The sequence below is a fragment of the Flagellimonas algicida genome (assembly GCF_049629585.1).
Classification (GTDB): Bacteria; Bacteroidota; Bacteroidia; order Flavobacteriales; family Flavobacteriaceae; genus Flagellimonas.
This window is the reverse complement of sequence record NZ_JBMYIX010000001.1, coordinates 177,879-194,254: the sequence shown is the minus strand read 5'-3', so window position 1 is coordinate 194,254 and position 16,376 is coordinate 177,879. Positions and strand designations below refer to the sequence as shown.

The following is a 16,376-nucleotide window of genomic DNA, read 5'->3' as shown; positions in this document are numbered from 1 at the left end:
GACAATATTCCGACCTTTAAACTGTTATATTTTCTTACAGGATGTAATGCAAAAACAAACCAACATAACACTGGCAATCGCTTTGGTTTTTGGGCTGATTTTCCATGGGGCTACCATCTTTTTCACTTTGGAATCCACCTACGATGCGCTCATACACCTTTTCTTTGCCGATCATTATGCCAACAGCTGGTTTGAACCATGGGACTACCGCTGGTATACTGGGTTCACGGTTCAGGGGTATCCTCCATTGGTGCACCAGTGTATTGCACTTTTGTCATACATCGGTGGCTTAAAGTTTGGTCTGTTCTCCATGGCCCTTATCATCATTGCCCTGTTCATCACCGGAACATATCGATTTGCCCTGGTTATCACGGGAAATCAAAAAATAGCAGGATATACAGCGCTTCTTGCAGCTTTTTCCTCCATGTTTTTGGAAACCTTGCACATATTTGGGCAATTGCCGAGTTTAATGGGCATATCTATTTTGATGCATGCCCTTCCCGAGATCTATATGTGGATCAAGACAGGAAAAAAATATAAGCTGATATCGTCACTTTCCCTGATTGCGGTAACGGTGACCTCCCATCACGTCACCCCGATTTTTGGCATGGTGTTTTTTATCTTTCCCCTGATCGGTCTAGTCATCATGGATGCTTCCAAAGAAGCGGTGGAAACAAACACCAAGATTACCTTCAAGGTGTTCCTGTATCAATTCAAACGACTTTTTTGGCGCATTGTAGTGTTTGGGGGAGGTTCATTGGTAGCCATTGTGGGTTGTATTTTGCCCTATTGGATCAATTCCAAAAAAAATCCGATTACCCAAGTTCCCATTCCGCATGGTTCACGTGATAATTTTTTGGAAGTCACTTCTTCTGGTTTAGTGTTCTTTCTAATTCCTTGGGGGATATTACTTTTTTTACTACCCTATTTGTTCTACCGTTTTTATAGTAAACGATTGCTTTTCTTCGGCCTTTCGTTTTCCATGTTGACCTTATTGGGTTCTGGAGGCACAACTCCCTTACCCAAAATGATATTGGGTGATACTGCCTTCAACATACTTACCTTGGACCGATTTACGCTTTGGGCCACCATTATGGCATTGCCCATTTTTGGCGAGTTTGTCTACAGATTGGTGGAGGGCGATATACGGGAACAACTTCTTAAAGCGTTTAAGAAACCGCTACACTATATTTTGGCGGGTGGATTGGGAATCTGTTTTGTTGCCATGGCCATTTTTACAATGAGCCTTAACTATTTTAGACCTTCCCAGCCACAAAAAATCAACATGTTGCCCATCGTCAATTTTCTCAACAGGGATCAACATGACCAATGGCGTTATCTACCCTTGGGATTCGGCGATCAAATGGCATGGCTGTCCGCACAGACCAGGGCCATGACCGTGGACGGCAACTATCACTCAGCCCGAAGATTGCCAGAACTGACCACAAGAGCCATTGAACGCTTGGAAAACTCAAAGTTCAGGGGTGTGGAGGGCATTGGATCCCTGCAACAGTTTCTGACCGTTCCCGAAAAATACAATCTCAAATACATTTTTTCCAACGATAAGTTCTACGACCCCATCCTGTATTTCTGTGGATGGCAGCGCTTACAGCAATTGGAAAATGGCATCATGGTCTGGGAGCGACTCAACATTTCACCATTACCCAAGCTGATTCCCAAAGAGGACGTCCCCAATTTCTTGAAACTGATGTGGGGGTTGATTCCCGTTGGGACTTTAATTTTGGCCTTCATCGTAACCCTACAATTGCCTTGGTATTGGAAACTAAAGGGTAGGTCTGCTAAAATCGATGATTACCTTTATCACGCACCCAAGTTCAATGGAATTTCCAAGGGTCTTGCACTGACCAATGGGGCTTGGACTATTGGGATGATAGGCATTTTTATTTTTGGCATCTATCATTTTTATCTGGACAACGCCACCCAAATCAGCCCTGTAAATGTGGTGAAAGCGTATTATGATGCATTGGATTATAAAGAATTTGAACGTGCCCATTCCTACCTAGACCCAGAAGAAGGAGTAAGCCTCTCCCAATACATGCTGGAAGTATCGGTAACAGACGGGTTGTTGAGTTCCTATGCCAAAATGGATTCCATTGGCATTATCAAAATAAGGGAAACTGAAAGTACCATAGAAATGGAAGTGGCCACCAAATGGGTCACCCCTTTGGAAAAAGTGAACCGCAACTATCAACACACAGTGGTCAAAAAGAATGGGCAATGGTACATTAAACCCAAAAAGGTGGACAACGATATTCCGCCCAACCAATTGATTGCTTCCAACCAAACCCAATACTACAATCACGGTCGCAGGCGTATCACCACGCAGCAAACCTATCATGAGGATATTCTCCGACAGCCCCTTCTGGAAGTTTTGTCCGCAAAACTAGTCAAGTACCAAGGTAGTTATAGCATTGTTGGGGAGCTTCAGAACATTGACAACGTGCCTGCGGATGTATCCATAAAGGGTACGTTGTACAATCAAAATGACAAACAGCTGGCCCAACACGATGTTAAATTCCATACAAAGCACAAACTGATGCCCATGGAAACCACTACGTTCCGCATAGACTTTGAAGGAATTGCCTGGTCGTCCACCAAGGATACCTTACCACCAACTTTTAATCCCGATCAATTTACCCCGATCGGCTTGGAAGAACGGCCTTTTACTTTTGACCTGCAATGTGCCGGCAATGTAGCCACAACGGACCTTTATAAATCCATAGCACTCCAAAAGTGGAAGTTGGACCAAGAAGTTTTGACCGGAACCCTTTTTAACTATGGCACACAAGAGGTGACCGTTCCACAGATCTTGACATCCTACTACAATGAAGATGGGGACATTTTGTGGGTGCAGCACCATTTTATGTTGGATGGCATCCGAATTCAGCGCAAACAGACTTTTGAAATTCCAATGATGAATCTGCAGGAACTTGAAATCATTGCAGACGGATTGGAGAACTGCTATGTGAACGGCTTGCCCAATTCAGAAATTTCAGAACGATACTTTTCAGATAGGAACGAACAAATGAAATGGGAGTTGAGGCACCCCTTTGATGGAAAAGGATATCAATATTTTCAGGTAGAGTTGAACAATTATATCGGGAATCCCAAATAGATGAAATTAAGGCATTACATATGGTTTCTAGGTCTTGGAGTGATCGGTTGCGCCAAATCTGTTGATGCGCCTCAGGAAAAAACCACGGATACCGTAAAACTCATCTCAATGGCAACGGAGTTTAGCGCAGGCGAATCCATTACCCTTCTATTTGAGGAAAAGGCAGAGGACCAATTGCTATTGGTTCAAAATGGATGGGGGACCTTTGCCCTAAAGCCCGATTCCGCCAATACGGCCCTGTCCTTTACCTTGCCCCAATCCATTTCACAAAAAAGCGGTTTGGTACATTGGACTTTGCTCCATCAAAAAAACAAGGTCAATGAAGGTGACATTTCCATATTGCCCAGTAAAATGGTATCGGATACCATGGAATCCTATATTGGTCCTACCAGTATCTTTGCCAACAATCAAGATCAGGCAATGATCGTGTCACTTCCCCAAGATGAATTTGGAAATCCTTTGCCCGAAGAAACCATCATACAGCTGACCGAAAAATTCAAGGACTTCCAAAAAAGCAAATCGGTACCCATACACGATATGATCACTCATTCCTATGTAGGGGGAGTTCGTGTTGTTGGGGAAATTTTTTTGGGCACAAGCTTAGAAAATCAAGTGTCAAAAGAATTCACTGTAAGCGTTCTACCCACAAAATCGGCCGACTTCAACATAACAGCAGTTAGACAGCACCATTTTGCCGATGGCAATCAAACCGTATCCTTTACCACATCAACGATTAAAGATCAAAATGGAAATATAATTGCCGATGGTACTTTGGTCAATTTTGTAATTGGGGACAGTTCCGGAAACCGTTATCAGACCTACGGTCTAACCTTCCATGGAACTGCCGTTGGTAAAATGCTACATCCGGAAGAGCCAACGGAGTGGAACATAAAAGCACACATCAGTGGTGTATCACAAAGCAACAGTTTAAAATTGATTTTTGATGCAGCAGTCTTGGATTATGCGATCCAAATTTCCAAAGACGGAAAAACCATCACCATAGGCCCCATTCTTAGTTATATGAAACAATGGGTTCCCGATGGTATGGGCATCCATCTGGAGGTTCAAAGTCCAGAAGGTAGGTCATTGGTGAGGAACAATACTACTTCCCGAAAAGGTATGGGCAAGTTTGAGCTGCCCGAAGGTATCAATGCAAACCAAAATATTGTACGGATCACCGTAGCCGGTATTCAAAAAACCATAAATGGAGAATAGACCCATGGTACGAAAGAATTTATATCGTGCGTTGCTCTTATTGAGCTTTTTGGCCATAAATGCTGCCATCATTTATGGCTTGGCTGCGGCATGGGGCTTTCTGAATACCGGGGCCGACAAGTCTTCCATTCTTCATGTAGGTGGTACGCTGGAAAAGGCCTATCAACCTAGCATAACATGGACCACTGAAGGCCAACGCGGACGAAAAATATCCAAACAAGCTCTTGGGGAACTAGAAAAGGATTACCTGAATGCCTGGTATGTGAAAAATATTGCCCTTGCTAATTATGATCCGTTGGGTATAGAGGACTATTACACAGAAGATGCAAGAAAGCAATTGAAGATGCTGGTCAAAAACAATCAGGAAAACCATATACAAATTGAGGCCACTACCCTATCCCACCATCCCCGGTTGGAGTTCTATAGTTTGGATGGTAAATTGGCCGTGCTCACTGACAACAACGTAGTTCAGTTTGAAAACATTTATGTCAATGGGGAATTGATCCATCAAGAAAAAACGATTTATAGCTATCAGGTAATCCTGATGTTGGAAGATGGGTTTTGGCGTATCCGCCAAATAGTGAAAATCCCCAATCAACCTGAAGTGAAAAAACCATTACAACAGTTATCGTTTGATGTAAAAAACTGGAAGGGTATCAACTATTATCCAAAGGATAATCCTTGGGATATGTTTGGCGACACCTTTGATGAAACAGTTATCCATACTGATTTTGCAACCATTGCCGAAATGGGACTCAATTCTATCCGGGTATTTGTTCCGTATGAAAAATTTGGTGGTGCTTCGGTTGATGAAATGTATCTACAACAATTGGAAACACTCCTGGACATTGCCCAAAATAATGACCTGAAGGTTCTGGTAACTCTTTTTGACTTTTACGGTAATTATGACCTCTTGGATTGGACCTTGACCCAGCGACATGCCCAAACCATCGTTTCCCGTTTAAAAAACCAAGAAGCTTTGCTGGGCTGGGACGTTAAAAATGAACCTGATCTAGATTTTGAAAGTCGAGGTAAAGACCGTGTGCTGGCATGGTTGGCTGAAATGGCAAAACAAATTAAAGAACATGACAGCGTTCACCCTGTAACCATAGGTTGGTCAACCCCCGAAGCTGCGCTCGACTTATCCAATGAAGTAGATTTTGTTTCTTTCCATTACTATGAAGACCCGAAAGATTTGAAAAAACATTACTTGGCTTTGAAAGATGCAATCGGCAGCAAACCACTTGTTCTGGAAGAGTATGGAAAATCGAGCTATAGTGGTATTTGGAATTTGTTCTCCAATTCACAAAAGGCCCAAGCTTCCTATATTGAAGAAATCCAAACTGTTTTGGACGAGGAAGAGCTTCCCTCCTTTATTTGGACCCTACACGATTTTGAATTGGTTCCAACTCCTGTGGTAGGCAGAAAACCGTGGCGCAAAGCACCTCAAAAATATTTTGGTTTGATCGATACCGAGGGTACACAAAAGCCAGCCTATCAGAAAATCAACACAAAAGAAAAAGGGATAACCAACTAAAGTCATCCCCTTTTCACACTTAACCTAAAACCTATGCGATACTAGTTTCTTCAATACACTGCGGTTTTTGGGTTTTGGATGGTTTCACCCTCTTTTTTGAACGTATCGCATTAAAATGGTCCAGATACATTTCTGTTATTATGGACATTGGCAGCGAGCAGGCCGCTTTATAATTCTGTTTACCCAAATGGATTCGGTAGCTCCCATTGGTCAATATGTTTTCCAAAGCATTTGCCAATGACGATACGTTTTCGGGTTCAAAGAATTCGCCACGGTATCCTTCTTCCCTTACCAAGATGCCCAAGTCTCCCAAATCGGGCAGTACAACCGCTTTCCCATAACTCCCAGCTTGGTGCAATACCCCAGAGCTCCCCGTTGTGGAGGTATATGGAAAAACCACCACGGCACTATCACCAAAAATTTTTGGGACATCTTGCTCTGCTACATAACCGGTAAAGCGGATATTGCCAACATGGCTGTAGACTTCCTTGATATTTTCCAAATATCCAGGCGTATTCGGGCTATCGGTTCCGGCAATTACTATTTCAATATCCAAATTGGATTTTTTGCGCAATATCTCCACAGCCTCAATCATTGGTTCCACCTTTTTATAGGTCCCAAATTTTCCAAAGGCCATGACTTGCATGGGTCCTTTGGGCAAATCATAGTTGGGTGCAGGTGGTGTTTCAAAAGACCCATGAGGAACCAAAGCCACATTTTTGGCTTTATATTTTTTTTCCAGAATAGTTTTATACTTGCTTATGGTAACCGCCAACACATCAGAGGCCAACACAAAGCGGGTCAATGTGGTCCCAATTAGATTGTATATTCTCTGAAGGAATCCGTTTTGGGTGATTCCTGCCTTTTCCAAATCTACCTGCTCCAAAATATTGTGGAGCAAAGCAATGGTTGGAATCCCCATTATTCTACAAACAAAGGGTAACAACAAACCGAGTGCGGCAGGAATCTTTTTGTCCCCAAACTTCAAAAATTGAAGATTGAAAAATACCGCATCAGGTTTTTCTGCTTTAATGGCCTTGGCCACATTATAAAGATTCTTTAAATCGTTGAAGCTCCAACATTCCTTTACGGTGATGGGACATCCTTCTTCCTCAAAAGTTAGGTCCTTGGGCGCTTCTGTTCTGTCTGTAAGCAAACTGATTTCACTCACTTCTTCTTGAAGTCTAAAGTGCTTTACCAAATGGTACCCATACTCGGTCAGGGTGACCTTACTTGGCGGGTAAGCCGTTATAATTGCTAGTTTCATAAGGTTAAGTTTTATTCTGTTATTTATGACACAAATGTCCTCATAACATACTATAAAAAGGCTCTTTACAAGATGGTTGAACCTAAAGTGTAGATGAATGGAAAAGCTGTGGAGATAAGGTAAAACATCAAAAAGGGCCGGAAGACAATCATTGCTTCCGGCCCATTCGCCCACCCTCTATTTTTAGGAAACACTATACTTTCTTGGATAAAAAATAGAGTATTTGAACGGCGAGCAAAACCAACATCACCAAAATTTGTAACTGTACCACAAGGGCCAGACTACCATGAAAAAACACTATCAAAACTATTTGGGCCATCCCCAAAATGGCCGAAAACCATATGGGTCCATATTCATCTAAAGACAAAAAGTAATACGTGAAAATATTGGCAATCGCGAACAGGGAAGTAGCCAAGGCGTATTGCCACAACAACGTTGCCATGGAAAGATAGTCTGTGCCAAAAAGCAGTGCAATGATCCTTTGGGGGAACAACGCACAAGACGCCACAATCATCAAGGAAAGTAAACCAATATACCCTATATACTTAAAAAGGATATGTCGCGTAGGTTTCCCTTCTTTTTTTAACCGGACCACGGTGGGCAACAACAACATGACAAACATCCAAGCCACAAAATACACCACACGCCCGATTAGGGCCAAAGAAGCATAAAGCCCAGCCTCCCGCGCCTGAAAAAAGTGCTTTACCAAGATGATATCACTATTATTGATAATGATCTGGGTCAACTCATAACAGGCTGTGATCCACATGAAGGTTCTCACGTTCTTCCATTCTAAATCGGCCATTGTTGTGCCCAAGTTCAACCGCAACTTTTTATATGGAAACAATCCCAATGCCAATGAGACCAAAATTCCGAAAGAGACCAATGCCCCAAAATGGTCCCGTATGAGCAAAAAAGCCAAAAGGGTAATCCCCAAACGCCCCCACATCTCCAACTGATAAGAGATGGAAAGTTTCACAAAAGATGCCTCCCCTTGGTATTGGCCACGATTGACGCTCATTACAAAATAAACGGGTACTCCCAAGGCAAAGATTCGGAACATCAAAGCGTTTTCAGTTTGTAAAAGCGATTGTAAAAAAGGAGCTGCAAGGAATACCAATGCACCCAATACACTTCCTATCAAAAAGGCAAAAGTGCCAATTCGGTTTCTAAAAGACTCCCACTGCCCCGATGGTAACTCCGCAACAAATTTGGCCGTCACCAATTGGAAAGTCATGCCCAAAAAGGAAAGTACCAGCAATAGGGTCACCAACAAAGCTGCATCCGCAAAAGCCTCTGGCCCAAGAATTCTACCTAAAAGCAAATTGTAAATATAGTTTCCCCCATTCACCACCAATGCACTCAGCATAAATAGTTGTTGTGGTGAGACTCTTCTTTTTACAATACTAAGCACGGTCATTGCTAAGGATGTATGAGGTTTTTGTTTGTTTCAATACCTGTAGGACATTCCTGTTTTGCCACCCAACAATGGAAAGTATACTGTTGCCCTTTATTGCCCTAACGTACATCTTTTGTAAAACCCGTGCTGCCGTTGAATCCATGGATTTAACCCGTTCCAAGTTTAAAATTATTGGTCTTTTGGGGCTGATAAACCGATCCATATGACGCTCTAATATATTCACGTTCATACTGTTCAATTCTCCATTTACTGAAAAAACCCCTCTTACTTCTGTTATTTGTAAAGCCATGATTTGTAGATTTTTAAGGTTAAGATTTTGACTTGTCATAACAAATATCAGCTGGTCTGACGTCTTAAACAGCCCTGTGTAGGCGGATGGTAGGTTACTGTAGATGAACGGAAAGGTTCACCCTTCGGCTGCGGGTGAACTCGATTTAACTTTATAACATCAAAAAAACTTTAAAAGCTTAACCTATGAAACGCTTTATCAACATCATCATTCTTGGGGTAGTTGCAAATGGAATTTTTGCACAATCTTCCATGGATGCCGGATTCGAACTCCTGGAAAAGGGCGACTTTTCCAAAGCGGAAAATTATTTTGGGGATTTCCTCAAAGACAATCCAAACAACAAGACTGCACAAATCTGCTACGGTAGGGCGGTTGGTCTTAATGGAAACCCAAACAAGGCCAATACCCTATTTAATGGTATGATGATGAAAAATCCGGATGATTATGAAGTGCGCATCAATTACTATGAGTCGTTTTTATGGGAAAAGCGATACAAGGAGGCCGAAAAATTGTATGCCGGTCTGGTGATAGACCATCCCAATACGTTCGGGGCCATTTTGGGATATGCCAATACGTTGAGCAATCTTCAAAAATATAAAGAGGCTTTGGTCTGGATTGAAAAAGCATTGGCCATCCAACCTGAAAACCCAAGTGCCCTGATCTCCAAAAAATACATGAATCTTGGATTGGCCAACACTTTGGTCCAGGCTCAAAACTATGATGGGGCCAAAATGAAACTGAAATCCATTTTTAAAGATTTTCCAAATGACAGGGAAGCCCTACTCAATCTGGCCAATGTGTATTTGATCACCAAGGAGGTGGATAGTGCCAAAACTTCATACCGCGAACTTGCAATCAATGCAAAGGATTCCATTGTAGCCCTAAACGGCATAGCCCTGGCCGAACATATCGGGGAAAACGACAAGCAAGCTCTAAAAGTTTCCGTAAGTGCAAAAAGCAAGGTAAGTGCTTTTGACGATGATGAGCTAAAAGAAAGAACCTATGGGCGCTATGCCCAAGCCCTAATCTGGAACCGTAAGTTTGTGACCGCCAAAAAATACATTGATAGCCTTTCCAACCAATATGGGGATAGCGACTGGATCTTGGCCTTAAGAGCTACTTTGGGCATGTACACGGGAAACATCAAAAAAAGTTTACAACAGTACGGTGCCATTTTAGAAAGTGACAGTACTTCTTTCGATGGAAACTTGGGTAGAGCCAATGCTCTTTTTGCTCTTGGCAGAATTGAGGAGGCTTACAAAGCCACCTACAAGACCTTGGAAATTTTTACAAACCAAAAAGATGCTCAAGGACTTATTGAAAAAATCAATGGGCAGTACAGTCCATTCCTGCAGGAGAGGGCATCGTACAGTTTCGACAATGGGAACAATGTAGCGTACGCCACTACCACCACAATTCATTTGCCATTGTCCACCAAGTTTCAATCTACGTTCAATTACCAATACCGATTCACTGAAAATATGGTAACCTTGGCCAAGGCCAATACCCAAACAGCCACGACAGGGCTTACATATGCGATGTTACCAAAGTTAAAATTGATGGGGATGGTTGGTCTGAACAATGCCCAATTTGAAGGAAATGGGTATACCCAACCTATTTTGAGTACAAAATTGATTACCGAGCCTTATCGCTTACAGAATTTGGAATTGGGCTACCAACGTGAGGTACAGAACTTCAACACCGATTTGATAGAGCGTGAGATCGTAATGCAACATTATGGCCTCAACTATAATTTGGGATCCAATTTTGGTATGGGCTGGTACACCCAGCTCATCCATACCCAACAGAGCGATGACAACCAACGTGATCTCTTGTTCACTTCTTTGTACTATACGGCCCTGAGGAAACCTAATTTAAAGTTGGGGCTCAACTACCAATATTTGGCCTTCACGGAGCAAGTACCCACTATTTACTTTAGCCCTGAGCAGTACCAGGCAGGTGAATTCTTTACTGAATTGGGTGGGAGATTCGCCAAGGACTCCTCATACCGAATCCATGTAGCAACCGGATTACAACAAGTGGAAGAGGATGATATGACCTCCATTTTTAGGGTGGAAATGGACCTAAAGCATCAATTCTCCAAAAGATTGAGCGGTGGTTTCTATGGCAAGTACAGCAATATTGCCTCCGCAACGGCCACTGGCTTCCAGTTTACCGAAATGGGGATTCAGCTAAAATGGTCATTGAAAAAGCAGCCTTTTTTCTATGAAAAAGTGGCTTCGAGGTAACACCAACATCTTAACATTTACTCCTCTATACCAAAAATGTTTTTGATGATTCTTTCAACAGCCTTTCGTGTTCTTGGTACGTTATCCGTTTTTAAAAACTCTTGTAATCTTACAGCAATGGTACCCCTTTCGATATGTCCTTCCAATTGTGGTTGGAATTGCACATAAAACAATCCTATATTTGAACTTTGGTAACGGTTTCCACTATGGTTTCGGCCTTGAAAATCCGTTAGGATTTTTCGGTTAAGAAATCGGACCGTATGAAAAGTAGGAAATATTCTTTGTGTTGGATTGCCAAGGCTGAAATATAGCCATTGTTACCTTCTGGTTTTTTTCCATTAAAGCTGTAATCCTATGCATCAATTAACTTTATGAACTTATCAAATAAATCCTCTGATTCGAATTAGGTCGTTTTAGATAGGTCTCACTTGAAGGCTACCCTGTTAAGATTCTCTATTTTCTGCCGAAATAATGATTGAGTCATATTGACTCTTATCTTCCTCTTGCCTAAGAAACTTCACAGTTTGACTGTAGTTATTTTTTTTGACGTCTTGGTAAGTAATTATCAAATACATTTGGGCTTTTGGATAGCCTTCAATCTCAAAATATGATTTTTCGTTTCTTCTTGGAACTACTTCGTATCCTAGCTCTTTTTGCTGGATTAAATTTTGATTTTCATCCATAAGTCGTACGCTTTTCATAAATGCTGGTAGCGAGCTTGTAGAGATTAGAAAGGAAACCCTAGACATCGTTTTTGAGGGGTACCTATAGTTTGTAACTTCTAGTTTGATATTGTCGAAGTCTAGTTTTAGATTTGGAGCAAACTGGTTAAGCTGTAAGTCCTTTTCAAAATCAAATTGGTTTCGAAGAATTTCAGCTTGTAATTTTTGAGCTTGGACCATTTCTTCATATTGTTTTCTGGACTCCCTTAATTCTTCTCTTTGCAACTTTAATTCTTCCGTTTGCAATAGCGAAGTATAAATCAAAAAAGCAAAAGCCAATGCAGAGAAAAGTGCGTTGATTATTCCGAAAGCATCTCCTACTACTCCAGGATTATCCGGTGGTAGAAATATAAAAATCACAAATGTTAGAGCCCACAGAAATACTACTAGAACAAGTGAAAAAATGACAATTTTAGGCATGTTAAGCCTTTCTTTCCCCCTATCATCTTTTTTGGTGAATCGTTTAAACATTAGGCGGAATTATCAGAAATCTTTAGGAATAGCAACTAAAATGTAACTTGAAATTTGTTGATTGTAAAGTACAAAAAATAATATCCGGATTCCGCAGTTTAATTGTATTTATTCTTTTCCAATTAACAAAGAACTAGATATTATACATTTTTCTTTAATTCCTAATTAAATAGATTTGAATATGGCTCAGGAAGTGAAATAACAATTCGGTTGCCGTCCAATAAAAAATTGAAAATCCTTTTTTTGAACTTTAGTCGAAATCCCCCTTCTCAAAGTAATTCCACAAATCATTTCCAAGTACCACACCATTGTCTGAGTTAGTAAATTTGACATATCCCCAGGCTTGCACGAATAAATCCCAACTTATTTTGACTTTATCAATTCAATAAACTTTGATATGATTTGGCACAAAAAAACTCCCCTAAAAGGGGAGTCTCCATCAAAAAAACAACCTATCCAACCGCATTATTGCCGTATGATCTTTCCATCGTAAATCTTGTTGTTGATGATATCCCCTATCCGATAGAGGTACATTCCCTTGGGCAAATGGCCCAACTCCAAACGTATGCTGTTCCCGTAACCTGCTGGAGTCTGGGTAGCTGCATAAACCATCTGGCCACTTAAATTCACCACGCGCACATATACCATTCCCGTTTCTTCCGGAATTGAAATGTCTGTATAGTTCACAAAAGGATTGGGATAACATTTTAGTGTCAACACAGTTTCAACCTCATCAAAAGATGTCAACGCTTCTTCTTCCAAATCCGGGCCATTCACGTCTTCGGGAACTATCTCGGTTCTTGGTTCGGGTACTGCTGTTTCTGTCAAAACCATCTGGTTGACCGCCACTTCAAAAGGAATGTAGCTCTCATAATCACCTTGGACCGAAATCACTATCGTCCGGATTTCATCAAAAGTGATATGCTTGCCCTCATGATTTTTAAACGCTGAAAAGGCCAAACTATATGGTTTTGTTTCGGTATTGGCCTCCAATCTATACCGAAGTCTCTCGGACCACTCCTTGGTGGCATTGGTTACCAGACTTATCTCTACGGGGTTTTCATTTTTTATGTTGAATTGCAGGTACTCAAAGTCACCAACAGGCAGTTGAAGATCTCCTGCCATCAAGTTTCTAAAAATATTGATGGTTTCTTTCACCTGTCCTTTTGCCACAACACCCCGTTCCACAATGTGCCCCTTTATATCAATGGTTTCATGTGGGGTTATTTCAAACGTATCCAGACTATCCATTTGGGTATTAAAATCAACGCCCCAAGGACCATCGGCCAAATAAATGGCGTCGTATTGGTATGAGTTTTCCGCAATGATGGACAGTCCCACGTCAAAAATGTATCCGGAATCCACGATGATCTGTTGTTCCCATTCCCCATTTAGATCAATAACGGTATTGAGGTTCTGGAGCATTTCCTGTTCGGTAGTCTTATAATTGGCATCCAACAACAACCACCTTGCCTTACTCTTATTAATGATGTTCAAATGCAGTCTTCCATTTTGATAGTACCCATTTTGGATAAAAACAGTGGGCAGGACATCCTCAGCTTTATGGGACTGCAAAGACGTTTCTTCCTTCAAATTGGATAGAATTTGGTTGACCACGGTACTTACCTGCCCCATACTGTTGCCCCATACTTGAAAGTTCATATAATCGCCTGCGGGATATTCTTCCAGGTTCCAAAGACTGTAAACGGTTCTGTTCACTCCTTCCTCCCGTACTGAGAAAACTACAGCGTACTCCACACTCCCGTTTGCCCTTTCCAGTTCGGAATACACCAATTGGTGCCCTTGGAGCTCTATGGTTCTCAAATCCTTTAATTTGGAATTATTTAAACGATCGCAAATGGTCTTGGTATGGTTGTACACCTTGCCTTTTGTCTGCAATGCCAGGGCGGCTGAAACCCGTTCCCCTCCTTGGTAATAGTCAATCCCAAAAACCTTATCCGCATTGGTGATGCCCAATAAATCTTCAGGGCTTGATACGTACGGGATTTCATTACCAAACATCCCGGTATCTGGAAAATAGGCGTCCAAATTACCTGATTTGGCCATTACGGATTTGTAGCTCTTCTTGTCATATTTGCTCTGAAGGCCACGCTTGTTCTTGAACGAATTGGCCTTGTTCCGATCAAAATTGCGCTTGGCGATCAAACTGGCCAGGTCTCCGTTGCTTTCCAAACCTCCATCATTCCCGGAGCTTACAGGGGCATGATCGGTAATTTTATTGTAATTGGTGGTTTTTACCGCCGTATAAGGGTTAGCGGTAATGTAGAAGAGGGCATCGTTGAAATCATTGTCACAACTGGCATAATCCCTACGGATGTCCTCAAACCCCAAGATGATACGTTCGTTGTCCGGGTCGTTCAACAATACATTATGGTAGCGTAGGTACTGATCAGCTTCTGGATTAAAGTCAGGGTTGGAAAACAATTGCCAATTCCCAGGGGTTACATATCCTTTCCAACCGTTGGCCAGCAAAACCCAACCTATACCGGTTCCTGCTGGGAAATCCCCAATTTTCACCCGATGGCCCGTTTCCAAGCTTCCACCACTATTAAGGGCGGACACATTGGGAAATATAATGGTGATATCCTCTTCTTGTGGGATTCCGGTCATGGGTTGATCCGCTTCATAGGTGTAATAGCCCAAAATGTTCTTAAAACCAGCACCTTCAGCCACAAAGGTGACCCATACCTCAGCATCTTCCACAAGAATCACATCAGTGTCGTACCCTGAGGTTATGTATTGTGGATTATAGTCCGGTACCGGATACCCTTCGGGCAATGCATTATTGATCATATCCAAGGTTTCTTGGGACACATCGTCCTTGCCATCCAAATACAATGGAGTGCCATCAGAAGTATAATCCCCCAAGAATTTGTAATTGTATTGTTGGGAGCTTGCCCATGAAAAGGTAAGCATCGTTGCCAATAGAAGTAATAATTGTTTCATAATCGTAGGTTTGGAATACAGACCAAAATTGATGATTTCAGCCTTAAAATAGGAAGCAGCTTCGGTGAATGAATTTTTTCTGTAGACGGATGAATTCAACAAAGGGACAAGCATAAAAAAACACCCTTATAGGGTGTCTCTTTATCTATCCACGGCCAATTTCACAGTAAATTAAAATGGTATACGATACCCAATACCACCAAATACAATATGCCCATCTTGGCCAAGGTCAATGCTTTTAGTATATTACTTAAGTGTAAAGAATTTCTCATATTTAAAGATTTAGGATTAGTACTTCTACAAATCTATCCCTCACCTATCAAAGAAATTTATATGAGACGGCGAACCCAAAAAAAGTGTAGGCCAATTGAAACTTTGCAAAGGTCAACCTCATAGAAGGTTCAAACGCCGCATCAACTCAGGACGGTTGGATCTGCTAATGGGCACCACGCTCTTCTCGATAAGGACGCTGTTGTCCTCTATATCAATGATCTTACTGAAATTGATGATATAGGAACGATGGATCTGTAAAAACTTTTCCTCTGGGAGTTTGTCATGGATTTTCTTCAAGGTGGTGTGTACCAAATAATCCTTGTTCTCTGTTTTTATATTGATGTAGTCCCCTTTGGCCTCAATAAGCAATATTTCATTGTACTTTAGCTTGATGAGCCTGCGATCAATATTGATGTACAGGTCTTCGCCAACCGTATTTTCCGGGTCCACATTCTCCCCGCCTTGAGGCCGTACGGCGATACTGTTCTTCACTTTTTGAATACATTTCTCAAATCTTTCCGGAGTAATGGGCTTAACCAAATAATCCACAATAGCCTCGTATTCATAGGATGCAATGGCAAAATCCGTATCGGAGGTAGTCATTACAATTTTGGTCGGATTCTTCAGGGTCTGTACAAAATCTATTCCCGTAAAGCCCGGCATATGGATGTCCAAAAAAATAATGTCCACCTCATGTTGATTTAAAAACTTAATGGCCTCAATGGCGTTGTCAAATTCTTCAACAACATCCAATTCAGGAACCTTTGAGCACAGCTGGGACACAATAACCCTGGCTGCGGCTTCGTCATCAACTATGATACAATTCATAT

10 protein-coding genes are annotated in these 16,376 nt (G+C 41.7%); 4 read left to right on the top strand and 6 right to left on the bottom strand.

The window, feature by feature from the left end; genetic code table 11:
* The first annotated feature begins 46 nt into the window (after positions 1-46).
* From ACPD8L_RS00810 to ACPD8L_RS00800, 3 genes are read left to right on the top strand one after another with little or no spacing between them, the layout of a single operon-like run.
* Entirely contained in the window at positions 47-3,136 is a 3,090-nt protein-coding gene (locus tag ACPD8L_RS00810; RefSeq protein WP_423941233.1) for a hypothetical protein, read from the top strand.
* The gene (locus ACPD8L_RS00805) at positions 3,137-4,351 is read left to right on the top strand and encodes a hypothetical protein (RefSeq protein WP_423941231.1); all 1,215 of its coding nucleotides are present in this window, start codon (positions 3,137-3,139) and stop codon (positions 4,349-4,351) included. It abuts the gene before it with no gap.
* Positions 4,341-5,888 carry a cellulase family glycosylhydrolase gene (locus tag ACPD8L_RS00800; protein ID WP_423941228.1) on the top strand — a complete coding sequence of 516 codons (1,548 nt, stop codon included), beginning with the start codon at positions 4,341-4,343 and terminating at the stop codon, positions 5,886-5,888. The genes ACPD8L_RS00805 and ACPD8L_RS00800 overlap by 11 nt, the downstream gene beginning before the upstream one ends.
* Before the next feature lie 31 nt (positions 5,889-5,919).
* On the opposite strand, the gene ACPD8L_RS00795 is transcribed toward ACPD8L_RS00800, so the two are convergent.
* From ACPD8L_RS00795 to ACPD8L_RS00785, 3 genes are all read right to left on the bottom strand, one after another.
* On the bottom strand, positions 5,920-7,155 hold the full coding sequence (locus ACPD8L_RS00795) for a glycosyltransferase (protein ID WP_423941225.1): 1,236 nt from the start codon (positions 7,153-7,155) through the stop codon (positions 5,920-5,922).
* A gap of 193 nt (positions 7,156-7,348) precedes the next feature.
* Positions 7,349-8,575 (bottom strand): oligosaccharide flippase family protein, encoded by a 1,227-nt coding sequence (locus tag ACPD8L_RS00790; protein WP_116219179.1) that lies wholly within the window; start codon positions 8,573-8,575, stop codon positions 7,349-7,351.
* Positions 8,562-8,864 (bottom strand): STAS domain-containing protein, encoded by a 303-nt coding sequence (locus ACPD8L_RS00785; RefSeq protein ID WP_116219180.1) that lies wholly within the window; start codon positions 8,862-8,864, stop codon positions 8,562-8,564. Before ACPD8L_RS00785 ends, ACPD8L_RS00790 begins: the two co-directional genes overlap by 14 nt.
* Positions 8,865-9,049: 185 nt before the next feature.
* Here ACPD8L_RS00785 and ACPD8L_RS00780 point away from each other — a divergent pair, with 185 nt between their 5' ends.
* Positions 9,050-11,113 (top strand): tetratricopeptide repeat protein, encoded by a 2,064-nt coding sequence (locus tag ACPD8L_RS00780; RefSeq protein WP_423941221.1) that lies wholly within the window; start codon positions 9,050-9,052, stop codon positions 11,111-11,113.
* Between the two features lie 443 nt (positions 11,114-11,556).
* Here ACPD8L_RS00780 and ACPD8L_RS00775 read toward each other — a convergent pair whose 3' ends face one another.
* The 3 genes from ACPD8L_RS00775 to ACPD8L_RS00765 form a co-directional block, all read right to left on the bottom strand.
* Positions 11,557-12,306 (bottom strand): hypothetical protein, encoded by a 750-nt coding sequence (locus ACPD8L_RS00775; protein WP_116219182.1) that lies wholly within the window; start codon positions 12,304-12,306, stop codon positions 11,557-11,559.
* Positions 12,307-12,771: 465 nt separating this feature from the next.
* Positions 12,772-15,273 (bottom strand): DUF4114 domain-containing protein, encoded by a 2,502-nt coding sequence (locus tag ACPD8L_RS00770; protein ID WP_423941218.1) that lies wholly within the window; start codon positions 15,271-15,273, stop codon positions 12,772-12,774.
* Between the two features lie 390 nt (positions 15,274-15,663).
* Entirely contained in the window at positions 15,664-16,374 is a 711-nt protein-coding gene (locus ACPD8L_RS00765) for a LytR/AlgR family response regulator transcription factor (RefSeq protein ID WP_116219183.1), read from the bottom strand.
* Positions 16,375-16,376 lie beyond the last annotated feature (2 nt).

Coding starts and splice junctions, on each gene's coding strand:
- ACPD8L_RS00805 (WP_423941231.1), top strand. CDS start 3,137: ATGAAATTAAGGCATTACATATGGTTTCTAGGTCTTGGAGTGATCGGT.
- ACPD8L_RS00790 (WP_116219179.1), bottom strand. CDS start 8,575: ATGACCGTGCTTAGTATTGTAAAAAGAAGAGTCTCACCACAACAACTA.
- ACPD8L_RS00785 (WP_116219180.1), bottom strand. CDS start 8,864: ATGGCTTTACAAATAACAGAAGTAAGAGGGGTTTTTTCAGTAAATGGA.
- ACPD8L_RS00780 (WP_423941221.1), top strand. CDS start 9,050: ATGAAACGCTTTATCAACATCATCATTCTTGGGGTAGTTGCAAATGGA.
- ACPD8L_RS00800 (WP_423941228.1), top strand. CDS start 4,341: ATGGAGAATAGACCCATGGTACGAAAGAATTTATATCGTGCGTTGCTC.
- ACPD8L_RS00795 (WP_423941225.1), bottom strand. CDS start 7,155: ATGAAACTAGCAATTATAACGGCTTACCCGCCAAGTAAGGTCACCCTG.
- ACPD8L_RS00770 (WP_423941218.1), bottom strand. CDS start 15,273: ATGAAACAATTATTACTTCTATTGGCAACGATGCTTACCTTTTCATGG.
- ACPD8L_RS00775 (WP_116219182.1), bottom strand. CDS start 12,306: ATGTTTAAACGATTCACCAAAAAAGATGATAGGGGGAAAGAAAGGCTT.
- ACPD8L_RS00810 (WP_423941233.1), top strand. CDS start 47: ATGCAAAAACAAACCAACATAACACTGGCAATCGCTTTGGTTTTTGGG.
- ACPD8L_RS00765 (WP_116219183.1), bottom strand. CDS start 16,374: ATGAATTGTATCATAGTTGATGACGAAGCCGCAGCCAGGGTTATTGTG.